Raw genomic sequence first — 21,002 nt, 5'->3', positions numbered from 1 at the left:
AATCGGTACCGACGGCATAGTGTACCGGCGTGCTTTTGTTCTCCCGTCGGTCTACTCCCGCTTATGTCGGCACTCGCAACCCTGATTTCCTTCGATACCGCCCTCCTCGTGGCTGGTATCGTCGCACTCTATCTCGGGGCCGAGGCGCTCGTAGAGGGTGCCTCACGTCTTGCTATTGGCCTCGGTCTTCGGGCAGCAATCGTCGGCGTGACAATCGTCGCGTTCGCGACGACGACGCCGGAACTGTTCGTCGCCGTGTTGAGTGGACTTGGCTACAGTTCTGACCTCGGACTGGGCGCAATCATCGGGTCCAACATCGCCAACATCGGTCTCGTGTTGGGTATCTCTGCGCTCATCCAACCGATGGGCGTCTCGACTGCGACCCTTCGGCGTCACGTCCCCTTCATGGTCGCGGCGGCAGTCACGCTCGTCGCGCTCGGTCTGGACGGAAACCTGAGTGCGCTCGACGGCGTGGTCCTCCTCGTCATCCTCGTGGCGTTCACGGCGTTTCTGGTCTACCGTGCTCGGTCTGCGAAGGCGGACGCGATTGGGACCGACGAAATCGACATCGAGGACGAAGACGAAGTCTCCGCGCAGTTCAAAGACGTCCTCTACCTCGGTGTCGGCCTGGTTCTCCTGTTCGTCGGGTCGAACTGGCTCATTCAAGGTGGACAGGGTCTCCTCGCAGCGTACGGGTTCAGCACGCGATTTATCGGGTTGACCATCCTCGCGTTCGGGACGTCGCTCCCCGAACTGGCTGCCTCCGTCATCAGCGCTGTCCGCGGTGAGTCCGAGTTTAGTATCGGGAACGTCGTCGGGTCGAACATCTACAACGTCGTCGCCGTCCTCGGAATCCTCGCCATCATGGTTCCGGTGAAGGTCCCTGCGAGTACCATCTCACTGGACTTCCCAGCACTCCTCGTCTTCACGTTCGGCGTCATCGCGCTGATGCTCCGCAACCGCGACGTGTCTCGTCTCGACGGTGGAATTCTCGTCGGGAGCTACCTCGTCTTCTTCTGGCTCATCCTCCCGTAACGGGGATACTGCCTGCCCGGACTGACATTCTTCTCACGAAATTGAAACACAAAAGCTACCGGCCCCCCAGACGGTAGTGTAGTCACGATGGTACGACGACGACTGAGCCACCCGCTTGTCGCAGTGTTTGGTGCAGCACTCCTCACCGTACCGTGGCTGGGGCTCCACACGCTCTTCGGTATCGAGCTTCAGACTGGTGTCACGGTGGCACTGAGCGGTGTCGCTGTCCTCGGTGCGTCGTTCCTCCTCGCGTGGGGTGCGGAGACGGCAGAAGCGGACGTGCCGCGCGCGTTCGCACTGGCGATTCTCGCGGTCCTCGCGGTTGCCCCGGAGTACGCTGTCGACGCCCTCTACGCGTGGGAAGCCGGTATCAACCCCGGCACGCCCGAGTCTGCCGAGGCGGCCAGTCTCGCTGTCGCCAACATGACCGGCGCGAACCGCATCCTCATCGGTATCGGATGGTCTGCAATCGCACTCTTCACCGTCTTCCGAGCGCGTGAAACAGGCGACACGGCAGTCGAAAACCGCCCGGGCTTCCTCGCCGACGCGGTTCGACTGGACAAGGGCATCTCGACGGAGATTCTGTTCCTCTTCGCAGCGACCGTGTTCGCGTTCTTCGTCCCACTCGGCGGAGGTATCGGGGCGTTCGATATGTTCGTCCTCGTCGGTCTCTACGTCGCGTACATCCTCGTCGCGCTGAACTCACCCCACGACCACGAAGAACAGATTGGCATCCCCGCGTACCTCCAATCGTACGTCAAACCGAAGCGAATCGCCACGACGCTCGCGTTGTTCATCTTCTCGGGGTTCGTCATCCTCGTCGCCGTCGAACCCTTCGCCCACGGCCTCGAAGAACTCGGCACCGCCGTCGGCATCCCCCCGTTCTTGATGATTCAGTGGGTCGCCCCGCTCGCGAGTGAGAGTCCCGAACTCATCGTCGTCGCCTATCTCGTCAACAAGGCCCGGTCGACCGCCGGATTCAACGCCCTCATCTCGTCGAAACTCAACCAGTGGACGCTCCTCATCGGGACGCTCGTCCTCGTCTACAGTCTCTCGCTCGGCTACTACGCCCCACTTCCGCTCGACACCCACCAGATGGGCGAAATCTGGCTGACCGCCGCACAGAGCTACTTCGCCATCGCCATCCTCATCACGCTCGCAATCAGCGTCCGCGAGGCGCTGGCACTTCTCGGCCTGTTCTTCGCGCAGTTCGTCTACGCCGTCACGGGGGCGTCGGTCACGCTTCCCATTCCGGGCCTCGGTCTCGTCACGTTCGACGGGACTACCTCACTCATCGCGTTCTCGGTCATCTATCTGGTACTCGGAACCGGACTGTTCGTCCTCCGCAGACGGGAACTTCTTTCGGTCGCCAAACGGTCGGTCCGTCGGGTTCGTGGTGACTTCAGCGACGATGGACCCGGCGAATCGATGGCGACGGCTGAAGACTGACGTCGTCTTCTCGGCCGACTCTCGGCCTCCGTGACGCCGCGTCGCCTCGCCGGTTCCGACGGCCTTTTCGCCGCCCTCAGCGACCCTCGAATCGTGATTGGAATCGTCGTCAGTCGCGCTGACAGCGCATCGGTCCACATCGGCGAGCACCTTCGCTCTCTCGCCGACTGGGACGAACAGGTGGACGAGGACCGACCGGACGCCGACGGCGGCGGGACGTTCTATCGCCGTGAGGGGTTCGAACTTCGTGAGTTCGACGACCTCCACATCTATCTCGACGACCCCGCCGAAGCGTTCGCTTCTGACATCGACCTCGTCGCATTCGTGTCTCGGCACTCTGGCGAGACCGGTCCGCTTCTGACTGCACACTTCACCGGTAACTTTGGCCCCGCTGACTACGGCGGTGAAGCAGGGCACTTCGCCCGCGCCTGTCCAAACGCCCAGCGCGCGGTCGTCGAGGCACTCCGAACCCACGCCCCTGACGGCTACGAAGTCGGCATCGAGGCGACGCACCACGGTCCAACCCAGACCGCTGTTCCCTCGATGTTCGTCGAACTCGGAAGCGACGAGTCGGAGTGGCAAGACCCCGATGGCGCGCGCGCAGTCGCTGCCGCTGTCCTCGACATTCAGGGCGTCGCTCCAGACACCGACCGACAACTCGTGGGCTTTGGTGGCGGCCACTACGCGCCGCGGTTCCTTCGAGTCCTCGAAGACACTGACTGGTGTGTCGGCCACATCGCTGCCGATTGGCAACTGAAGTCGATGGGCTCTCCCGACGAAAATCGGGACGTGCTCCGTCGCGCGTTCGAGGCGTCGGCAGCAGACGTCGCACTCGTCGACGGTGACCGTGACGACCTCGCGGAAGTCCTCGACGACGAGGGCTACCGCGTCGTCTCCGAGACGTGGGTCCGCGAGACTGCAGGCGTCCCACTCGGTCGCGTTCGTGAACTCGAATCTGACATCACACGAATCGAAGATGGACTCCGGTTCGGGGCGGATATCGACGCCGAAACCTACGACACGGTCTCGCTTCCGGATGGGCTCCTCGGCGAGGCACAAGGCGTCGACCTCGACGACGCACTCGACGCAGTCACCGAGACGACTGTCGCCTTCCACACGACCGAAGGCGGGACGCGCGCGGTCGGCCGTGCAGCGGTCACTGAAGATGGATACGACGAACTCGTCGACCGTCTCTGTGAGATTCTTCGGCAGAAGTACGACTCGGTGGTCCGCGACGATGGCCGCGTCACAGCGTCCGTCAGCGCCTTCGACCCCGAAGCGGCCCGTGAACGGGGTGTTCCAGAGGGACCCGCGTTCGGGAAACTCTCGTCAGGCCAGGCGGTCGAGGTCGACGGAGAGACTGTCGACCCCGCGGACGTCGCGCGCGAGAGAGTTGTCGAGTTCGTTGTCTGACTCAGATAGTTATCAATTAACTGCGACTGTCCGATTTTCCCGAAGTACGTGTCATCAGACAGTAATTAAACGCCCCAAATATCGTCGTTGTCAGACGCACGTCTGACACAAGGGGGAAAGATAATTAGTCATCCTCGTAAACCATCTGCTCAAATATGGACTCAATCGTCGACGACGCAATCGATGAGGCCGAGGACATGGGGGATGGGGCGACCGAAGTCGGCGGCCCAGAAAACATCAACCGGTCTGGAACGATGACTGATGACGAACTGAAGGCGGTTCTCAAGGACCTTCAGACCAACATTACGGTGGTCGGGTGCGGTGGTGCGGGTGGCAACACCGTCAACCGAATGCACGACGAGGGTATCAAGGGTGCCAAACTCGTCGCCGCGAACACTGACGTGCAACACCTCGTCGAAATCGGGGCAGACACGAAGATTCTCATGGGCGAGCAGAAGACCCAGGGACGCGGTGCCGGTTCGCTTCCACAGGTGGGCGAAGAAGCAGCACTCGAGTCCCAAGAGGAGATTTACGACGCCATCGAAGGCTCTGACATGGTGTTCGTGACGGCAGGCCTCGGTGGCGGTACCGGGACTGGTTCTGCGCCCGTCGTCGCCAAGGCAGCACGCGAGTCTGGTGCGCTCACCATCGCCATCGTCACGACGCCGTTCACGGCCGAGGGTGAGGTCCGACGAACGAACGCCGAAGCGGGTCTGGAACGCCTCCGCGACGTCTCTGACACGGTCATCGTCGTCCCGAACGACCGTCTCCTCGACGCCGTCGGGAAACTCCCCGTTCGGCAAGCGTTCAAGGTCTCCGACGAAGTGCTGATGCGCTCTGTCAAGGGTATCACCGAACTCATCACCAAGCCAGGTCTGGTCAACCTCGACTTCGCCGACGTGAAGACGGTCATGGAACGTGGTGGCGTCGCCATGATCGGTCTCGGCGAGTCCGACTCGGAATCCAAGGCACAGGAGTCTGTCAAGTCTGCACTCCGCTCGCCGCTTCTCGACGTCGACATCTCCGGCGCGAACTCTGCGCTCGTCAACGTCACCGGTGGCTCGGACATGAGCATCGAAGAGGCAGAAGGTGTCGTCGAGGAGATTTACGACCGTATCGACCCCGACGCACGGATTATCTGGGGAACCTCCGTCGACGACGAACTCGAAGGCATGATGCGGACGATGATTGTCGTCACGGGTGTCGAATCACCGCAGATTTACGGCCGAAATGGGCAGGTCCAAGAGGCCGCACAAGAACGCCTCGAAGACATCGACTACGTCGAGTAATCCACTCGTCGCGGTTCGATCGCGAGGCGCCGGTCGGGCACGACCACATTCGTTTTTTGACGTTGCGTAGCGCGCTGACCCACGGGTCCGTCGCGACGAGCATCAATAGATAGAAAAAGCCGGCCGTCTTAGCCCCCACCAACATGGACGTCAAATACGACCTCAACAGCTACGTTCGCGTGTTGAAACTCGCGAGCACGCCCTCCTGGCAGGAGTTCTCTCAGATCTCCAAGATTGCCGGCGCGGGCATCTTCCTGGTCGGACTGCTCGGCTTCATCATCTTCGCAGTCATGAGCTTCCTCCCTGGGGGCGTCTGAGATGCCAATCTTCGCCGTAAAGACGACCGCTCGCCAGGAGCGAACGGTCGCGGACATGATTGCGACGAAGGAGTTCGCCGAAATCCACGCCGTCTTGTCACCCGACTCGCTCACGAGTTACGTGATGGTCGAAGCAGACGACTCTGCAATCGTCACTCGCGTCCTCGAAGAGATTCCACACGCTCGTGGGCTCGTCGAGAGTGGCGGGATGGTCGGCACCTCCAGCATGGCGGAAGTCGAACACTTCCTCTCGCCAACGCCGGACGTCGAAGGCATCGCCGAGGGTGACATCGTCGAACTCATCGCCGGACCGTTCAAAGGCGAGAAGGCACGCGTCCAGCGCATCGACGAGACGAAAGACCAGGTCACCGTCGAACTCTACGAAGCGACGGTTCCGATTCCGGTCACCGTTCGCGGCGACCAGATTCGCGTCCTCGACTCCGAAGAGCGATAACCTTCGGCTCGGACAGTTTTCTCTTCTCTCTTCGTGTTTCGCGTCCTCACCTGACGAGTGTGATGAGTCTCTGCGGACGTACGTCCGGAGTCCGACCCGTGATTACAGCGCGCCTTTCTCGCGAAGCGTCTGCACGACGCTATTGAGGTCGGCTTCACTTTCGACAGTGTCCTTGATGTCCTCGCGGATACGGACGGCTGTCGAATCTGCTTCGTACGCACGGACGAACTCCGCGCGAGTGTGTTCGTCGAAGGCGTGACGAATCGCGAAGTAGCCCTCGGGAACGATGGTTCCACACACCTTACACTCGTGACGCTCGTGTTCGGTCGTCTGGTGGATGATGACACTTTCGACGTCTTCGAATCGACCACCGCACCCTTCGACACCGCACTTCCACCTGGCCATGTTCGACCCGACGGACGTGGGGGACTAAACCGTTTCTTCGGTCTCTTGTCGTCTCAGAAATAGCAACCACTAACTATCGCCTACCCCCACGTGGTCGTGTGACCGCGAGCACGACGACTCGGGTAGACATGCACGTGAAGATTCTCGACGACAGTGTCGTCTCGCGTGCGAAAGCCCGTGGTCTCGACGTGCTCGTCTACGCTCCGCACTTTGTTCGTCTCCCCGACATTCGTGCTCGCGCCGAACGATTCTCTGACGACGACCTACTGGTCGTCCCCGCCCGAGAGGTGTTCACCGGGTCGTGGAAAGACCGCAAACACCTCCTCGCAGTCGGCCTCGACGACCCCGTCCCCGACTTCATCACGCTCGACGGCGCGCTCGACGAGTTCGAGCGACAGGGTGCGGCGACGCTCGTCCCACACCCGGAACTGCTGACGGTGAGTCTGACTCTCGACGACATCGCCCAGTACCGCGACGACATCGACGCCGTCGAGACGTACAACGCCAAAGCGTTCTCACGGCACAATCGTCGCGGGCGTGAAATCGCTCGCGAGACTGGCTTGCCCGGATTTGCGTCGTCGTACGCCCACCTCCGCGGGAGCATCGGCGAAGCGTGGACCGAGTTCGACGGCGACATCGACTCGGAAGCAGCGCTCGTCGAGGCCCTTCGTGACGGGACCGACCGCCGAGTGATGCGCCGCTCCGGTCTCTCGCATACGATTCGTGGCGCAGTCGAATTTGCACACCTCGGCTACGAGAACTCGTGGGGGAAGCTAGACCGCTTACTCCTGTCGGGGATGGAACCAACTCATCCGAACCACATCGCGTACGACGGCAAGTTCGACGACGTGAGCGTCTACTGAACGAGATTGACCCGTGCCCGCGCGACAAACACCGCTTATTCTGAATTCACAGCACTGCCGTGAACGCCGCCGCCGTGTCCGCCAGCGACACGTCGAGTGAGATTACGTAGTAGTGGATACCCGCCAGCACGACGAGTTCGGCAGCAGTCACGACGTACGTGACGATGTCGGCGTACTTCGAACTCGTCGCCACGCCAGTCGGCAGGTCGTACTCCTGCGGTGACAGCGGGTAGAACAGCGCGATACCGCGTTTCGACCCGACCATGTCGAGGACGTAGTGCGTGGCGACGCCAATCCAGACGAAGTGCAGATTGTCGAACACCAGTGGGAAGGCGAGAAACACGATAAGCACCGGCAGGTTGTGGAGCGTCTTGCGGTGTTTGCCGAAGGCAGTGTCCACGTCGGGAAAGAGCGCGCCGAGAATGATTGGAAGGGACAACTGTCCGATTTTCTGCGCGAGGAGGACGTACGTCTCCGCGCGATTCGGTTCGAACGTTCGCGGGTCGATGGTGAGGATGACGCCGAGGCCGAGTGCTAAGAGGATGGCATTGAGGACGTGCCCCTTCTTGTTCATGCGCTGAAACTGGCCTGCCGGGATACAAAGCTTTCCCAGAAAAATCGACTGACGGCGTTACCGAAACACGGTCGATTCCCTCGTGTCTCAGTCGCCTGCGTTCTCGCTCACCGACTCGACTTCTTCACGAAGTAACTCCAGCGCCCCGCGCGCAATCTGTTCTTTCACCTGCGTCCGCGACCCGTCGTATTCGAACCGTTCGACACGCGTGTAGGAGTCTCCCGACCCCCACGGGGCCGCGAACGCGATGCCGACGAAGACAGTCCCAACTGGCTTTCCGGGAAGGCCGCCATCTGGACCTGCGATGCCCGTCGTCGCGAGACCCCACGTCGTGTCGGCGATGTCGCGGACGCCAGCTGCCATCTCACCTGCGACGGGTTCGGAGACTGCCCCGTGTTCGTCGAGACTCTCCCGCGAGACGGCCAGTTCGTGGCGCTTGGCGTCGTACGAGTAGGTGACGAGCGAGCGGTCGAAGTAGTCGCTCGACCCCGGCACGTCGGTGAGGAGCGACCCGATGAGACCACCCGTACAGGACTCGGCGACAGCGACAGTGTGGCCTGCGTCGCGGAGGGTGTCTCCCACGCGTTCTTCTGCTTCCGGTTGGCCGGATTCGAACTCGCGCATACGTCGCTCGACGGTCCGACGTGACAAAAATCCGTCCGGCGACGAGAGAGCGCAGTCACCCCGCACCCTCGACACCCCACGCGAGGTTCCGAGACCGAGAAGTACACAAAGCCTGGCCGTTTCGGGTCCGACATGGACATCGACGTCGAGCCGACTGAACGCCCCGAGGAGACGGACGACGCTGGCGATGAGGGGCCAGCAGAGATAGAAGTCGAAGTCACCGACCGTGAGGAGGCGACGACCACGGACCGCGCGGACCTCCCACGCGGTATCGACGCCCCCGACTACGTCCTCTACGGCGGCAAAGGCGGCGTCGGGAAGACTACGATGGCGGCCGCGACGGCACTCGCCAGCGCGGCCGACGGGACGGCGACACTCGTCGTCTCGACCGACCCCGCACACTCGCTGTCGGACACGCTCGGGACGCAACTCCCTGCAGAACCGTCGCGGATTCGTGAGGACATCCCTCTCTACGCCGCAGAAATCGACCCCGACTCAGTGATGGAAGGGCCATTCGCCGCGGGCGGAGACGCGGCCCCCGCCAGCGACGAGACGGAGTACGACACGAGTGAGTACGACGACGACAACCCGTTCGTCGGCGACGACGGCGGGAACTCACCGTTCGGCGGCATGGGCGACGCGATGGGTGGATTCGAAGACCTCCTTGGCGGCGACGGTCCGATGGGGATGGGCGGCCCGATGCCCGGTGCCGACGAGGCGGCAGCGATGCAGCAACTCCTCGAATATCTTGACGACCCTCGCTTCGAGCGCGTCGTCATCGACACCGCACCGACTGGTCACACGCTTCGACTCCTCGAACTGCCGGAGATGATGGACTCGATGCTCGGTCGCATCGTCCGAATGCGCGACAAGTTTTCGGGTATGATGGACAGCGTCAAAGGGATGTTCGGTGCCGGTCCCGACGACCCGCAGGCGGGGATGGCCGACCTCGACGAACTCAGAGAGCGTATCGAGCGGCTCCGCGCCGTCCTTCGAGACCCGTCGAAGACTGACTTCCGCGTCGTCATGATTCCCGAAGAGATGAGCGTCGTCGAGTCGAAGCGCCTCGTCGCCCGCCTCGACGAGTTCGGCATTCCGGTCCAGACGCTCGTCGTCAATCGCGTGATGGAGAACGTCGACGACGTCGCCGACGTGGACTCGTCGTGGTTCGAATCGCCCGACCTGGAAAACTGTGGCTTCTGCCAGCGCCGCTGGAAAGTGCAACAAGAGGCACTTCGGTCGGCGACCGACCTGTTCCGCGGCCGTGACGTCAAACGAGTGCCACTCCTCGCAGACCAGGTACAGGGTGAAGACGCGCTGCGCGTCGTCGCGTCCTGTCTGGAGTAGACGGTCTTCCGGAGAGAAGAGACGAGACGACCCCGTTCAGGGGAGTTTTCGGACGAACCCGAACAGCGTGTCACGCCACGCGTCGGGGAGGAACCGACCGAGGACGGCGATTCGTGCGACGGTCCCCGGTTGGTAGCGCGCGCGTGGTTTCGTCGAACTCGCAGCGTTGACGATGTCTTCGGCGACTCGCTCGGGCGGGATTGCTCCCGGACCGGTGCCGCCGAGCGCTTCCGTATCGTCGAAGAGTTTGTAGAACTTCTCGTAGGCGCCCGACCGTTCGAGGCCATCGTGTTCGTCGCCGCCGTTGACCTCCGCTTCGACGCGGTTCGCGAACTGCGTCTCGACCGGGCCGGGTTCGACGAGGACGGCGTCGATATCGTACTCCTCGACTTCGGCGCGGAGCGCGTCGGTCATCGCTTCGAGCGCGAACTTCGACCCCGCGTACACACCGCCGCCGGGGAAGGAGACCCGTCCGACCACGCTGGAGACGTTGACGATGGTTCCCTCGCCTTGTGACCGCATGTGAGGGAGTACGGCCCGAGTGAGTCGATGTGGACCGTAGACGTTCACGTCGAACTGCTCGTGGACCATCTCGGTCGGCACGTCCTCGATGGGACCCATCTGGCCGTAGCCAGCGTTGTTGACGAGACAGTCGATGCGACCCTGTTCGTCGAGGATGCGGTCGACGACGCGGTCGACGTCACTCTGGTCGGTCACGTCGAGCGTCGCGATGTTCGCACCGCGGTCGCCCAGCGTCTCGATGTCCGCCGGGTTACGGGCGGTGGCGTAGACCTCCCACTCCTCGTCGAGGAAGCCGAGCGCCGTGGCGCGCCCGATTCCCGAGGAACAACCGGTGATGAGGACCGTCTTTTGATGCACGTCGGTACGTCGAACCGTGCGCTGTTAAGTGTAGGCGGTTCGGCACGACGATTCGACTGCTGTGACCCCGGCAACGCGGAACCCTACTCGTACTGTGCCTTTGCCTCGTCGGCGTAGGCGTCGGCGAGACGCGTTGGTTCGGGAAGTTTGTAGTCACCGGAGAGACGCGAGACGAGGTCGACTGCGGTCTCTGCCGAGACGCGGTGGCCGGGGCTGACGTACAGCGGATTGATGATGGGACGCGAGTCGTACTGCCGCGACTGGAAGGCGTAGCCAATGGTCGTCTCGGGTGTCGCAGGGTGCCCCCCGACGGCGTCGACCGAATCGTCCGCGCGAATCGGTGTGCGCCACCCTTCGGGACGACCGTCTACGTCTTCGTCGGGCGTTCCGCAGAGGAGTGATTTGGCCACGCCGATACTCGGAACGTCGCAGACGACGCCGATGTGGGTGGCGAGGCCGGCCTGCCGAAAGTGAATGCGTCCAGACCCGTCGAAGACGAAGAGGTCCGGGTCGGTCTCGAGTTCGGCGAGCGCGTCGAGAATGGGGCCGCCTTCGCGGAACGAGAGGAGGCCGGGAATGTACGGCAAGTCGAGGTCGGAGACGGCGTGGACGCGCTCGACTACCTCGCCGCCACGGAGGACGACGACGGCGCTCAGGGCGCGGCCGTCGAGGAACGACTGGTCGATGCCGGCGACGAGCGGGGGCGCTGCGTCTCCGACGAGTGTCGTATTTTCGGGGTCACCCAGTGAGACGCGCTCCGGGGCGAACGAGAGGTCGTCGTCGAAGACGGCTGTCTCCGCGACGCGGCGCTGGAGTGTCTCCATCTCGGTTCGGGAGAGACCGGGCCGGGGTGCGAGTTCTGGGTGGACCTGTTGCATCTCGACTCAGAAGCGGCCGCCACCGGGGCCGCGGCGCATGCCGCCACCGAGCGACATCTCACTGGGGACGTTCCGTGTGCCTTTCACGCGCTGGCCGTACGCGAGGCCGATGACGAGCCCGACGAGGTGGGCGAAGTGTGCGACGTTCCCCTGTCCTGCTGTCGCCGCAGTCCCGGGTGAGAGGAAGAACACGACCGAGAGGGCCGCGAACCCGAAGGTGAACAGCCACAACGGGATGGGGATGAGGAAGTACAGGTAGATGCGCAGCCCCGGGTTGAGGACCGTGAGGACGCCGAGGACAGCGAAGACAGCACCCGAAGCGCCAAGCACGGATGTCGGAATCCCGGGAGTCAAGATGAGCGCAGCCCCGATGTGCGAGAGTCCGGCGAGTGCGCCAGCACCGACGAACAGGAGGGCGAACTTGCGCGACCCGATGTAGCGTTCCACCGGCGGGCCGAAGAAGTACAGCACGATGCTGTTCCCGACGATGTGGTAGAACGAAACCGGACTGTGCGAGAACACCGACGTGACCCACGTCCAGATGTACAGTGGGTTCTGCGTACTCAGCGTGAAGACTGCGCTGAACGTGCCGAAGGGGAGGATTCCACCCCGCATCGCGAAGATGACGACCCACTCCAACAGGAACATCACCCACATGATCGCCAGAAACAGGTACGACATGTTCCCGCGGAAGTAGCCGAGGAACCCTCCCGTGCTGGTGAGGGAGTCGAGGATACCGCTGCCCGGACGACGCTCCGTCTGTACGGAGTCGTTGAAGTCACTTTGGAAGACGCCGGAGGGGTCGTTCCACTCTGAGAGGCCCGAACAGTTGTGATTCTCGGGAAGTCGGTGTTCAGCACAGAACGTGCCGCCACACCGGGAACAACGGTACGGCAGGTTCTCGTTCCGCCCGCACACGTCGCAGGTAGCCATTACTCACGAGTTGCAGCGACGAGATAAAAAGGGGTTGCCTCGCGCGCGTGCCAATCGCACACCTTCTCGACGGCTACCCGACAGACTCCACTTACAAAGTCACCGCTCACGGGCACATCGTACGCTCACTCCTACTGCATCAGTCTGAAAAGACACCCTCTGGCATCGACGACCGGAGATGCCACTCTCCGAGGGAACGTCGGCAGAGAATCCGAAATCAGGCCTCGTCGTCGGTCTCTTCGGCGACCGCTTCGTCGTCTGTGGTTGCCTCGGCGGGGGGAGTGAAGTTCGTCGGAACGACGGTCGGGTGCGCGAGCCCGAGACGTGGTTGCTTGGCTGCCATACTCAGTTGTCTCTACGCTGCCGATGGTCAAATAATTACTCATGCGCATAATTCATCCCTGGTGCAGCGAGGATAACTGCAGGGTATGTCCCCCGACGACGTCTGTCGATTCGTGCCGTATGCGACTCGACGGCGGTCGCGTGGTCTCGGTCTCGACATAGAGCGAGGCCACTACGGGTGGCAGCGTCACAAAAAACGAGGTGGTGTCGTCGCTTACGCGAAGTTCTCTTCGTAGAGGTCCATCGCGTGTTCGATGGCGTCCTTCGCGGCCTGCTTGTCTTCCCAGCCGAGGGTCTCGACTTCCTTGCCCGCTTCGAGGTTCTTGTACGTCGCGAAGAACTCGTCAATCTCGGCACGGAGTTGCTGCGGGATGTCTTCGAGGTCTTCGATGTGGTCGTACCGGGGGTCCTCGGTGGGGACGGCGATGACCTTGTCGTCCTGCTCGCCGTCGTCGTCCATCTTCATGAGAGCGACGGGGCGCGCTTCGATGACGCAGCCAGGGAACGTCTGGTCTTCGACGAGGACGAGCACGTCGAAGGGGTCTTCGTCGTCGTAGTACGTCTGCGGCATGAACCCGTAGTCCGAGGGGTAGTGGACGTTGGAGTGGAGCACGCGGTCGAGGACGACGCCGGGGATGTCCTTGTCGTACTCGTACTTGTTGCGCTCGCCTTTGAGGCACTCGACAACTGCGTAGATGACGTCCGGCGCGTCGGGGCCGGTTTCCATGTCTTCCCAGAGATTCGCCATATTGAACCCATCCTCGAAACGAGCAAAAGTCCTTTCGGGATGCTCTCGAACTGTTTCTCTCGATCCGTGCCGATGCAGTACGATGATGCACCAAATCTCTGAGATATTCTCTGGAGATTCTCTGGAGGTGCCTTAGATTGAGTTTGTAGTATTCTCTGGATATGCCTCCGCTGTTGGTCCCGTCAATATTGGAGATACTCAGTTTCGCGTTAACTTATTCTAAAACCGATGTACGCGTGCCTCACTCCCCAATTTCTACTGTTGGAAAGGCTATATAAAAGACCCAAACCGACTGCGCGTTGACAAAGTTTAAATAGGTAGATGACATTTCCATATCCATGTCAGAGGCACAAACTATTGGCAACAAATCCGGTGCGGCTCGGGACCTCACCGCGTTCCAACAGAACATCCTCGTCATCCTTGCCGAGGAACCGATGTACGGTCTTGCAATCAAGCGCCACCTCGAAGAGTACTACGACACCGAAGTCAACCACGGGCGTCTGTACCCCAACCTCGACGACCTCGTCGAGATGGGCCTCGTCGAGAAGAGCGAACTCGACAAGCGTACCAACCAGTACGAACTGACCGACGACGGTCTCAAAGCCGTCCTCGACCGCTTCGACTGGATGCTCTCGAAGTTCGTTACGGACGACGAGCGCGCCGAGATGGTCTCCGAGCTCATCGAAGCCAAGCTGTAAGTAGACGAAAACCCCGGTATCGCTCACTTGAACTCGGGCAATTCGGCGCCTGCGGCGTCGAAAATCAGTTCGAGCGACTCCGAAAGAACTGACCGCTGTTCCGCGGTCGGCCACGCATTGCGTGGATAATATTCTTTGACGAACTCACGCACCTCGGGAGTGCCCGCTGTCTCGATTCTGCGGACGTAGTGGTTTCCGAGGAAGTCTGCGAACGCGCGTGCGTTCGCGGCGTGGACGTCTCCGTGTTCGTCAGCGATGGTCTCGACGACAGTGGCGTTGTGTTCTTCGACTGCGCTCCACTCGTGGTCTTCGCCAGTTCCAGACAGCGGTCGTTCTATCCCGCGGTCGATGTCGTCGATTTGCGCGGGACGGACGGTTCCTCCGTCGTCGACCCACTCGGCGGGGTGGAGGACGAGCACGTCGTCTTCTTCGCGGTGGCGAGCGACGAAGTCGTACTGCTCGACGAGGTCGTCGCGCGCCGAGAGGTACGCGGCGCGCTCGTCGGGGTCGACCGCGTCGCGGGCCAGGCGAGTCAACCGCTCTGCTTCTTCCTGTACCTCGTCGGGGAGTTCTGACTCAGGCATTGTCGAGGGCCTCGTTGGCTAGGGAGTCTGCGCGGTCGTTTATCTCTCGCGGTACGTGTTCGAGGGTCCAGCGGTCGAACGCCGTGAGGAGTTCGTTCGCCTTCACGCGGCGCTCACGGAGTCCAGGGTCGTTGGTCTTCCACTCGCCACGAACCTGCTTGACGATGAGTTGGGAGTCTCCGCGGACGTCGACTTCGTCGTATCCGTACTCTTTGGCGACCGTCAGCGCCTGGATGAGCGCTTCGTACTCGGCACGGTTGTTGGTCGTCTTTCCGATGCGCTTCGACCCTTCGGCGACGATGCCGTTGCTCGTGACGATAGCCCACCCAATTGCAGCCGGACCGGGATTCCCGCGACTCGCACCGTCGAAGTAGACGTGTGCCCGGCCACCCTTCGATTGCAAGATAGCCAGCAAATCCGCGGGATTGGCCCCTTGCACGACGACTTTGTCGTCGTAGGCGACGGCGCTGGCGTCGCCACGCTCGGCGCGCCAGTGTTCGTACTCTGTGTTGCCGGATTGGACGGCAACACCCGCCTCTTCGAGTCGTCGTCGGGCATCGTCGGGGTCACACTCGACCGTCGGCATACCTCCACCTCGCTGGGGCCTCGGTATAGGCGCTCCGTTCGCCGTCGCCGTGGCACGCGGTCCTGGTGTACAAATCGGGGGAAAGTTTCAAGTATCAACACATAGACAATATAAAAATGCGATGAAACGGCCTACCCGCCAGCGGGAACGTGAGCACGACCGACCTCGATGGGGAGCGGAGTCGGAGTCGGAGGACGACGAACCGACAGCGGAAGACGAGATAGACCTCGACAATCTCGACCCCGACGAAGTGATTCGAACTGGGGATGGTGAGCTAATTCACGAAGAGACTGGAATCATCATCGAAGAAGAGCGTATCGACCCCGGACCGGAGTGGCGTGCGTTCAACCACTCGGAACGACAGTCGAAGTCACGCGTCGGTGCACCGACCACCCAGACGATGCACGACAAGGGACTGACGACGACCATCGACTGGAAGGACAAAGACGCCTATGGCCGGTCGCTCTCGTCCGAAAAACGGTCACAGATGCACCGTCTTCGGAAGTGGCAAGAGCGAATTCGGACCAAAGACGCCGGCGAACGGAACTTGCAGTTCGCACTCAGCGAAATCGACCGCATGGCGTCCGCACTCGGTGTCCCGCGTGCTGTCCGCGAAGTCGCGTCCGTCATCTACCGCCGCGCGCTCAACGAAGACCTGATTCGCGGACGCTCCATCGAGGGCGTCGCAACCGCGACGCTCTACGCTGCCTGTCGGAAAGAGGGGATTCCGCGCTCGCTCGAAGAGATTGCCGAAGTCTCCCGCGTCGAGCGGAAAGAGATCGGTCGCACGTACCGGTACATCTCACAGGAACTCGGACTCGAGATGCGCCCAGTCGACCCGAAGAAGTACGTCCCTCGTTTCTCGTCTGAACTCGACCTCTCGAAGGAAGTGCAGTCGAAGGCGAACGAGATTATCGAGACGACGGCCGAACAGGGCTTGCTCTCCGGGAAGTCGCCGACGGGATTCGCTGCCGCGGCGATTTACGCGGCTTCGTTGCTCTGTAACGAGAAGAAGACCCAGCGTGAAGTCGCCGACGTCGCGCAGGTGACCGAAGTCACCATCCGGAACCGCTACCAAGAACAGATCGAAGCGATGGGCATCCACGCCTGAGCAGTGTCGGTGCCCGTCTCGGGTACCTCTGCGAGTTCATTTTCACGTCCGTCACGTCGACTCCGTCGCCGAAGGTTCATACCGTCGGGCGACCCACATCCGATGATGCGGCTCGACGAGTTCATGGACATCGAGCGAGACGAACGTGCCGAGCGCCGGCGTCTCGCCGAAGAGAAGTCCTACGGCATTCTCGACCACCTCGAGACGTTCCAAGACCGATTCGAGGAGACGGTCCAAGGTGACTCACTCTACGGCGGCGTCTCGCCGTCCATCTTCGTCGGGCGTTCGAACTACCCGCGCGTCTCGACTGGCATTCTCTCGCCAGTCGGCCACGACGAAGATGCCGACACCTTCGAGACGAGCGCCGCGTGGTACGACGAGGGCGTGAGTATCTCGGACGTGTTCCAGCGTCGAACCTCGCTTCTCAATTCGAATCGCGGCACGAAGGTGACGAACGTCGCCGACTCGTGGGACGGGTTTCTGGGGACGCAACGAGAAGTCGCAATCGCCGACCGTCCCGTGACCGTCGAAATCGGTCTCGACGGGAAACCCGAGTTAGACCTCGACGCCCACTCGGACGACGTTGCGACACCTGTCGGCCCCCGCGCCCGCGCTCGGTCTGCTGACCTCGCGGAGAACCCGCACGTCCCGAAAGCGGTGAAAAAGACGCTCGAAGACGACGACTGGAACGCACAGGGAGCGATGACGTACCTCTACCGACGCGGGTTCGACGTGTACGACATCAACACCATTCTGTCGGCGGGCGCACTTGGTCAGACAGAACAGCGACGCCTCGTGCCCACGCGGTGGTCGATTACCGCTGTCGACGACACACTCGGCCAGTACCTCCGGGGAACGGTGAAACACGCACCTTCCATCGACAACGTCGAAATCTACCGAAACGAGTTCCTCGGCAACGCGTTCTGGGTCATCCTCGCGCCGGGTCGCTGGGAGTTCGAGTTGGTCGAGATGAAGGCTCCCGGGAGTGTCTGGAACCCAGACCCAGAGGCAGGGATGTACCTCGCTGCAGACAGCGAGGGCTACGAAGGTCGGACGTCGTACGTGAACGAGACGGCAGGAGCGTACCACGCCTCCCGATTGGGTGTCCTCGAACACCTCCACGACCGAGGGCGGCAGGCGAAGGCGCTCGTCCTCAGACACGTCTCCGACGACTACTGGGGTCCCGTCGGCGTCTGGCAGATTCGCGAGTCGATTCGACACGCTTTCGAAGGAGAGAAAGCGGGGGCAGAGACGTTCGGTGGCGCCGTCCGCGACGTGACCAACTATCTCCCCGTCTCGCTGGGTGACCTCCGCCGGAAGTCGACGATGGCCGCCGGACTGCAGACGAACATCTTCGACTTCTCTTGAGCCAACTATTTTGGCAACTGAAAGACATGTTTTCGTATGGTCCCACTCCAGATACCCGGAGGTCCAGAACTGCTCATCATCGCCCTCATCTTGCTACTCCTCTTACTCCCAGTCGTCGCGCTCGCGGGGGTCGGGTACGTGTTCTTCGTTCGCCAGAAGGACGAGAGTGAGGACGACGGCAGTCACTCCGACGCGTGAGAAGAGGATGGGTCGGCTGAGCCGAAACGAGAGGCCGACCGATAGCGAGACTGCTTAGGCGTCGACAGCGTCGAGGTTGGCGAGCGCTTTCTCGACGAGTTCGCCCGTGTCGGCGATGATGTCTGCCATCTCGTCGTTGTCGGGGGCGATACCAATGAGGCGGGCGACGCGCATGATGCTCAGGTGGTAGACGACCTGTTTCCCAGGTTCTTCCTCCCAGATGACGACGTTACACGGGAAGAGGCCGCCAATCTGGTTGTCGGAGGCGGTGAGTGCGCGGTCGGCCATCGCGGGGTTGCAGGCACCGAGGACGTAGTACGGGTCACGGCCGGCGTCGACTTTCTCGTTGAGCATCTCCGACGGCGAAAATTCGGTTGCGACACCGAACCCTGCATCCGTGAACGCCTCGCGGACGTGTTCGATTGCCTCCTCGTGTTCCATGTCGAGGACCACACGTTCCTCACCGATGTCTTCCGGTTTGATGGCGGTCGGGTCGATTGGGAGTGCCATAAGATGACTCTCGGCCTCCACCGTGGAAAAGCTACGGTATTGTATCCAATTTGCACATGAGCTATCTGTACATCCGATTTAGATGCGTGCCGAGCGTATCTGTACAGTTGAGAGGGCGAGAGAAAATGACGACACTTGGCGATGCGAGGGGCCTCGGAAAACTGGCCATTGGTGGAGTGCTGATTGTGCTCGCAGTCTGGACGTGGAGTGTCCTCGCTGCGACCCCTGCACGGTTCGTCTTTGTTGCACTCATTGGGACGCTTGGCATCGTGGTGCTCTGGGCGTCAATACGTGCTGACCCAGCCCCCAAGCCACCTACAAAAGGCGGTCGGTCGCATCGTGACGACAGAGTGTGGTCAAACAAGGGTACATGGTCTGCAGACGGTTCTACGAGTCGGGGTGCACTGCACCTTTCGTTCTTGGGAAGACCGCTCTCTCGACGCCGTCTCCTTGGAACCCTCGTCGCGATACCCGTCGTCCTGTTGTCGTCCTTCGCGGCTTTGACCGCTATTGCCGCGATACGGTATCCCAGAGAGTACGTTTGGCGTATCCTCGCGTGGAGGGACTCCGACGTTGGCGACTTCCTCACTCACTTCCCGCAACGAGTCCTCTCGGCCTCTCCGTCGCCGTATCAGTTCGATGTCGCACTCGACGAACGCCGGGTCGCAGCAGCGTTCGAGACTGCCTTCTCCGTCGACGATTTCGAGGCCTTCCTCGCCGGGACTGCCACACAAGCGTTCGTCGTCGTTCAGGACGACCGTATCGTCTACGAATCGTACTTCAACGGATGGCGACGCGACTCGATGCTCACGTCGTACTCCGTCGCAAAGTCGTTCGCCTCGACGCTCGTGGGAATCGCCATCCAAGAGGGATTCATCGGTGGCATCGACGACCCGATTACCCAGTATCTCCCCGAGTTACTCGACCGCGACCCGGCGTTCGCGAACATCACGATTCGGCATCTCCTCACGATGTCCTCAGGACTCGACTATCAGGAGATTCGCTGGGGTCTGTACAACAGCGACGACGCGCTCACGTCGTACTACCCCGACCAGCGACACATCAGTCTCTACAACACGCACATCGTCGACCCGCCCGGTGAGTACTTCCTGTACAACAAGTACCACCCGCAGTTGCTTGGGTTGATTCTCGAACGGACGACGGGGATGTCGGTCACCGAGTGGACACAGACACGGGTGTGGGACCCCCTCGGGATGGAGTTCGACGGAGCGTGGTGTCTCGACTCGACCACCAGCGGGTTCGAGAAGATGGAAGCCGGCCTCAATGCACGCGCCATCGACTTCGCAAAGTTCGGGCGGCTCTTTTTACACGATGGAGACTGGAACGGCGCGTCGATTGTCCACCCCGACTGGGTTGCCCTCGCAACGGGTCGCAACCCGGCCGGACGAGCACCCGCGTTCTCGGACGACGAGTACTACGCGTTCATGTGGTGGGGTTTTCCGCGTGAGAACGAACCGCCGGACTTCGCGGCGTGGGGTGACCGCGGACAGTTCGTCTACGTGTCGCCAGCCAATCGGCTCATCATCGTTCGAAACGGGGGCGAGTATGGAATCGACCCAGAACGGTGGCCCGAGGGATTCTACCGCGCCGTCAGCGAGTTGTGACGGGGATACGCCGTGTCCCGACGTTCTTCGAGTACCGTCTGAACGAACGACGACTTTGCGTCTGTGTAGGCCGCGCACTCGTCGTCGTCGCCGGAGTGAGTCATAGCGGAATCGGAAGCCACTGGAGCGCTGCAGCGACGTCTTCCGGTGGGAACAGCGGCGGATGGAGCACCAACCAGTCAAGGAGGATGAGACCGAACCCGTGGGCGACGATCGACGGGAGGATCGAGTCGCTCTCGTAATCGACGAGGCCGAACAGGATATCGGTCGGTGCCGACAACAGGAGCTCTATCGGTGGTTTGCCGACGTGGTGGAACGCGTAGAGAATCGGACTGATGAGCGCACTCTTACGCCCGATTTCGCGGACACCGACGCAGAGCAAGCCGCGATAGTACGTCTCGGCGGCGATGACGACCAGCAGTTGTTGTGCTGCGTGTGGGACGAAGTCGGCGAGCGCCGTCGACGTGTGCCACATCGGATAGTACGTCCGAATCGTCGGGAGCGACGACCCAACGAGGTAGAACGGAAGGACGAACAACGCGAGGAGGACGGTGTTCCTGAGCGCTCGTCGGTCAACCCTCCACCCGAGGTTACGCCCGTGTGAGACCGCGAGCGCTCCCGGGATGAGGATAAACAAGAGGGCGTCGTGGACCGCGCGGTAGGTGAGGTCGCCGGCGGGAAGAGACCAGAGACTCCACGCGGCACCGACGACGCCTCCGACGAGGAGTGCGCGATAGAGCCACGGGAGTCGCGAGAGCCGGCGACGGAGCAC

25 protein-coding genes are annotated in these 21,002 nt (G+C 61.8%); 13 read left to right on the top strand and 12 right to left on the bottom strand.

What is annotated here, in order from left to right:
* Positions 1 to 63 precede the first annotated feature (63 nt).
* The 6 genes from GJR98_RS00115 to GJR98_RS00090 all read left to right on the top strand — a co-directional run bounded on the left by GJR98_RS00115 (position 64) and on the right by GJR98_RS00090 (position 5,957).
* Entirely contained in the window at positions 64 to 1,035 is a 972-nt protein-coding gene (locus GJR98_RS00115) for a calcium/sodium antiporter (RefSeq protein WP_151134210.1), read from the top strand.
* An 87-nt stretch (positions 1,036 to 1,122) separates the two neighbouring features.
* Positions 1,123 to 2,484 (top strand): sodium:calcium antiporter, encoded by a 1,362-nt coding sequence (locus GJR98_RS00110; protein WP_154269674.1) that lies wholly within the window; start codon positions 1,123 to 1,125, stop codon positions 2,482 to 2,484.
* A gap of 93 nt (positions 2,485 to 2,577) precedes the next feature.
* Positions 2,578 to 3,897 carry a D-aminoacyl-tRNA deacylase gene (locus GJR98_RS00105; RefSeq protein WP_151139343.1) on the top strand — a complete coding sequence of 440 codons (1,320 nt, stop codon included), beginning with the start codon at positions 2,578 to 2,580 and terminating at the stop codon, positions 3,895 to 3,897.
* A 155-nt stretch (positions 3,898 to 4,052) separates the two neighbouring features.
* Positions 4,053 to 5,186: a cell division protein FtsZ gene (gene ftsZ, locus GJR98_RS00100; protein WP_151134207.1), complete on the top strand. Its 1,134-nt coding sequence runs from the start codon at positions 4,053 to 4,055 to the stop codon at positions 5,184 to 5,186.
* A 143-nt stretch (positions 5,187 to 5,329) separates the two neighbouring features.
* Positions 5,330 to 5,503, top strand: a complete 174-nt coding sequence (locus GJR98_RS00095) for a protein translocase SEC61 complex subunit gamma (protein ID WP_004044219.1) — start codon at positions 5,330 to 5,332, stop codon at positions 5,501 to 5,503.
* Position 5,504: 1 nt separating this feature from the next.
* Positions 5,505 to 5,957, top strand: a complete 453-nt coding sequence (locus GJR98_RS00090) for a transcription elongation factor Spt5 (protein WP_151134205.1) — start codon at positions 5,505 to 5,507, stop codon at positions 5,955 to 5,957.
* Between the two features lie 102 nt (positions 5,958 to 6,059).
* Here GJR98_RS00090 and GJR98_RS00085 read toward each other — a convergent pair whose 3' ends face one another.
* Positions 6,060 to 6,362: a DUF7565 family protein gene (locus GJR98_RS00085; RefSeq protein WP_151134202.1), complete on the bottom strand. Its 303-nt coding sequence runs from the start codon at positions 6,360 to 6,362 to the stop codon at positions 6,060 to 6,062.
* A gap of 128 nt (positions 6,363 to 6,490) precedes the next feature.
* Here GJR98_RS00085 and GJR98_RS00080 point away from each other — a divergent pair, with 128 nt between their 5' ends.
* Positions 6,491 to 7,225: a PHP-associated domain-containing protein gene (locus tag GJR98_RS00080; protein ID WP_151139342.1), complete on the top strand. Its 735-nt coding sequence runs from the start codon at positions 6,491 to 6,493 to the stop codon at positions 7,223 to 7,225.
* 46 nt (positions 7,226 to 7,271) lie between these two features.
* Here GJR98_RS00080 and GJR98_RS00075 read toward each other — a convergent pair whose 3' ends face one another.
* Positions 7,272 to 7,799: a metal-dependent hydrolase gene (locus GJR98_RS00075; protein WP_151134199.1), complete on the bottom strand. Its 528-nt coding sequence runs from the start codon at positions 7,797 to 7,799 to the stop codon at positions 7,272 to 7,274.
* Between the two features lie 87 nt (positions 7,800 to 7,886).
* Positions 7,887 to 8,423 (bottom strand): CinA family protein, encoded by a 537-nt coding sequence (locus GJR98_RS00070; protein WP_151134197.1) that lies wholly within the window; start codon positions 8,421 to 8,423, stop codon positions 7,887 to 7,889.
* Positions 8,424 to 8,555: 132 nt separating this feature from the next.
* Between GJR98_RS00070 and GJR98_RS00065 the strand changes: the two genes are divergently transcribed.
* Complete coding sequence (locus GJR98_RS00065; protein ID WP_151134194.1) at positions 8,556 to 9,770, top strand: ArsA family ATPase; 1,215 nt, start codon at positions 8,556 to 8,558, stop codon at positions 9,768 to 9,770.
* 36 nt (positions 9,771 to 9,806) lie between these two features.
* Here the strand turns inward: GJR98_RS00065 and GJR98_RS00060 are convergent, their stop codons facing one another.
* The 5 genes from GJR98_RS00060 to GJR98_RS00045 all read right to left on the bottom strand — a co-directional run bounded on the left by GJR98_RS00060 (position 9,807) and on the right by GJR98_RS00045 (position 13,550).
* Complete coding sequence (locus GJR98_RS00060; RefSeq protein WP_151134192.1) at positions 9,807 to 10,649, bottom strand: SDR family oxidoreductase; 843 nt, start codon at positions 10,647 to 10,649, stop codon at positions 9,807 to 9,809.
* Positions 10,650 to 10,732: 83 nt separating this feature from the next.
* Complete coding sequence (locus tag GJR98_RS00055) at positions 10,733 to 11,527, bottom strand: endonuclease V (protein ID WP_151134189.1); 795 nt, start codon at positions 11,525 to 11,527, stop codon at positions 10,733 to 10,735.
* Positions 11,528 to 11,533: 6 nt separating this feature from the next.
* The gene (locus tag GJR98_RS00050; RefSeq protein ID WP_151134187.1) at positions 11,534 to 12,460 is read right to left on the bottom strand and encodes a rhomboid family intramembrane serine protease; all 927 of its coding nucleotides are present in this window, start codon (positions 12,458 to 12,460) and stop codon (positions 11,534 to 11,536) included.
* 217 nt (positions 12,461 to 12,677) lie between these two features.
* Complete coding sequence (locus tag GJR98_RS17775; protein ID WP_255518390.1) at positions 12,678 to 12,803, bottom strand: hypothetical protein; 126 nt, start codon at positions 12,801 to 12,803, stop codon at positions 12,678 to 12,680.
* Between the two features lie 213 nt (positions 12,804 to 13,016).
* The gene (locus tag GJR98_RS00045) at positions 13,017 to 13,550 is read right to left on the bottom strand and encodes an inorganic diphosphatase (RefSeq protein ID WP_151134184.1); all 534 of its coding nucleotides are present in this window, start codon (positions 13,548 to 13,550) and stop codon (positions 13,017 to 13,019) included.
* A gap of 338 nt (positions 13,551 to 13,888) precedes the next feature.
* Here GJR98_RS00045 and GJR98_RS00040 point away from each other — a divergent pair, with 338 nt between their 5' ends.
* Positions 13,889 to 14,248 carry a PadR family transcriptional regulator gene (locus GJR98_RS00040; protein WP_151134181.1) on the top strand — a complete coding sequence of 120 codons (360 nt, stop codon included), beginning with the start codon at positions 13,889 to 13,891 and terminating at the stop codon, positions 14,246 to 14,248.
* 23 nt (positions 14,249 to 14,271) lie between these two features.
* Here the strand turns inward: GJR98_RS00040 and GJR98_RS00035 are convergent, their stop codons facing one another.
* Together GJR98_RS00035 and rnhA are read right to left on the bottom strand one after the other, a co-directional pair.
* Complete coding sequence (locus tag GJR98_RS00035) at positions 14,272 to 14,832, bottom strand: DUF7108 family protein (RefSeq protein ID WP_151134179.1); 561 nt, start codon at positions 14,830 to 14,832, stop codon at positions 14,272 to 14,274.
* Entirely contained in the window at positions 14,825 to 15,418 is a 594-nt protein-coding gene (gene rnhA / locus GJR98_RS00030; protein ID WP_151134176.1) for a ribonuclease HI, read from the bottom strand. The genes GJR98_RS00035 and rnhA overlap by 8 nt, the downstream gene beginning before the upstream one ends.
* 121 nt (positions 15,419 to 15,539) lie before the next feature.
* On the opposite strand from rnhA, the gene GJR98_RS00025 reads away from it, so the two are divergent.
* From GJR98_RS00025 to GJR98_RS17375, 3 genes are all read left to right on the top strand, one after another.
* Positions 15,540 to 16,529 (top strand): transcription initiation factor IIB, encoded by a 990-nt coding sequence (locus GJR98_RS00025; RefSeq protein WP_151134173.1) that lies wholly within the window; start codon positions 15,540 to 15,542, stop codon positions 16,527 to 16,529.
* Between the two features lie 105 nt (positions 16,530 to 16,634).
* Positions 16,635 to 17,897 carry a DNA repair protein NreA gene (gene nreA, locus GJR98_RS00020; protein ID WP_151134171.1) on the top strand — a complete coding sequence of 421 codons (1,263 nt, stop codon included), beginning with the start codon at positions 16,635 to 16,637 and terminating at the stop codon, positions 17,895 to 17,897.
* 36 nt (positions 17,898 to 17,933) lie between these two features.
* Positions 17,934 to 18,095, top strand: coding sequence for a hypothetical protein (locus GJR98_RS17375; RefSeq protein WP_191965391.1), 162 nt, complete (start codon positions 17,934 to 17,936; stop codon positions 18,093 to 18,095).
* A gap of 54 nt (positions 18,096 to 18,149) precedes the next feature.
* On the opposite strand, the gene GJR98_RS00015 is transcribed toward GJR98_RS17375, so the two are convergent.
* A complete protein-coding gene (locus GJR98_RS00015; RefSeq protein WP_151134168.1) occupies positions 18,150 to 18,605 on the bottom strand; it encodes a DUF302 domain-containing protein in 456 nt (151 codons plus the stop codon).
* Positions 18,606 to 19,024: 419 nt separating this feature from the next.
* Here GJR98_RS00015 and GJR98_RS00010 point away from each other — a divergent pair, with 419 nt between their 5' ends.
* Positions 19,025 to 20,230: a serine hydrolase domain-containing protein gene (locus GJR98_RS00010; RefSeq protein ID WP_191965390.1), complete on the top strand. Its 1,206-nt coding sequence runs from the start codon at positions 19,025 to 19,027 to the stop codon at positions 20,228 to 20,230.
* A 100-nt stretch (positions 20,231 to 20,330) separates the two neighbouring features.
* Here the strand turns inward: GJR98_RS00010 and GJR98_RS00005 are convergent.
* A partial coding sequence (locus GJR98_RS00005; protein ID WP_225316341.1) for a CPBP family glutamic-type intramembrane protease occupies positions 20,331 to 21,002 on the bottom strand: 672 nt, incomplete at its 5' end.

The sequence above is a fragment of the Haloferax marinisediminis genome (assembly GCF_009674585.1).
GTDB lineage: Archaea > Halobacteriota > Halobacteria > Halobacteriales > Haloferacaceae > Haloferax > Haloferax marinisediminis.
The sequence above is the reverse complement of the archived record's forward strand: the minus strand, read 5'-3'. Positions and strand labels throughout refer to the sequence as shown.

What these genes read in the sequence shown, in the direction of transcription:
- GJR98_RS00115 (WP_151134210.1), top strand. Translation starts at nt 64, where the DNA reads ATGTCGGCACTCGCAACCCTGATTTCCTTCGATACCGCCCTCCTCGTG.
- GJR98_RS00110 (WP_154269674.1), top strand. Translation starts at nt 1,123, where the DNA reads ATGGTACGACGACGACTGAGCCACCCGCTTGTCGCAGTGTTTGGTGCA.
- ftsZ (WP_151134207.1), top strand. Translation starts at nt 4,053, where the DNA reads ATGGACTCAATCGTCGACGACGCAATCGATGAGGCCGAGGACATGGGG.
- GJR98_RS00095 (WP_004044219.1), top strand. Translation starts at nt 5,330, where the DNA reads ATGGACGTCAAATACGACCTCAACAGCTACGTTCGCGTGTTGAAACTC.
- GJR98_RS00090 (WP_151134205.1), top strand. Translation starts at nt 5,505, where the DNA reads ATGCCAATCTTCGCCGTAAAGACGACCGCTCGCCAGGAGCGAACGGTC.
- GJR98_RS00085 (WP_151134202.1), bottom strand. Translation starts at nt 6,362, where the DNA reads ATGGCCAGGTGGAAGTGCGGTGTCGAAGGGTGCGGTGGTCGATTCGAA.
- GJR98_RS00080 (WP_151139342.1), top strand. Translation starts at nt 6,491, where the DNA reads ATGCACGTGAAGATTCTCGACGACAGTGTCGTCTCGCGTGCGAAAGCC.
- GJR98_RS00075 (WP_151134199.1), bottom strand. Translation starts at nt 7,799, where the DNA reads ATGAACAAGAAGGGGCACGTCCTCAATGCCATCCTCTTAGCACTCGGC.
- GJR98_RS00070 (WP_151134197.1), bottom strand. Translation starts at nt 8,423, where the DNA reads ATGCGCGAGTTCGAATCCGGCCAACCGGAAGCAGAAGAACGCGTGGGA.
- GJR98_RS00065 (WP_151134194.1), top strand. Translation starts at nt 8,556, where the DNA reads ATGGACATCGACGTCGAGCCGACTGAACGCCCCGAGGAGACGGACGAC.
- GJR98_RS00055 (WP_151134189.1), bottom strand. Translation starts at nt 11,527, where the DNA reads ATGCAACAGGTCCACCCAGAACTCGCACCCCGGCCCGGTCTCTCCCGA.
- GJR98_RS00050 (WP_151134187.1), bottom strand. Translation starts at nt 12,460, where the DNA reads ATGGCTACCTGCGACGTGTGCGGGCGGAACGAGAACCTGCCGTACCGT.
- GJR98_RS17775 (WP_255518390.1), bottom strand. Translation starts at nt 12,803, where the DNA reads ATGGCAGCCAAGCAACCACGTCTCGGGCTCGCGCACCCGACCGTCGTT.
- GJR98_RS00045 (WP_151134184.1), bottom strand. Translation starts at nt 13,550, where the DNA reads ATGGCGAATCTCTGGGAAGACATGGAAACCGGCCCCGACGCGCCGGAC.
- GJR98_RS00040 (WP_151134181.1), top strand. Translation starts at nt 13,889, where the DNA reads ATGTCAGAGGCACAAACTATTGGCAACAAATCCGGTGCGGCTCGGGAC.
- GJR98_RS00035 (WP_151134179.1), bottom strand. Translation starts at nt 14,832, where the DNA reads ATGCCTGAGTCAGAACTCCCCGACGAGGTACAGGAAGAAGCAGAGCGG.
- rnhA (WP_151134176.1), bottom strand. Translation starts at nt 15,418, where the DNA reads ATGCCGACGGTCGAGTGTGACCCCGACGATGCCCGACGACGACTCGAA.
- GJR98_RS00025 (WP_151134173.1), top strand. Translation starts at nt 15,540, where the DNA reads ATGAAACGGCCTACCCGCCAGCGGGAACGTGAGCACGACCGACCTCGA.
- nreA (WP_151134171.1), top strand. Translation starts at nt 16,635, where the DNA reads ATGCGGCTCGACGAGTTCATGGACATCGAGCGAGACGAACGTGCCGAG.
- GJR98_RS17375 (WP_191965391.1), top strand. Translation starts at nt 17,934, where the DNA reads ATGGTCCCACTCCAGATACCCGGAGGTCCAGAACTGCTCATCATCGCC.
- GJR98_RS00015 (WP_151134168.1), bottom strand. Translation starts at nt 18,605, where the DNA reads ATGGCACTCCCAATCGACCCGACCGCCATCAAACCGGAAGACATCGGT.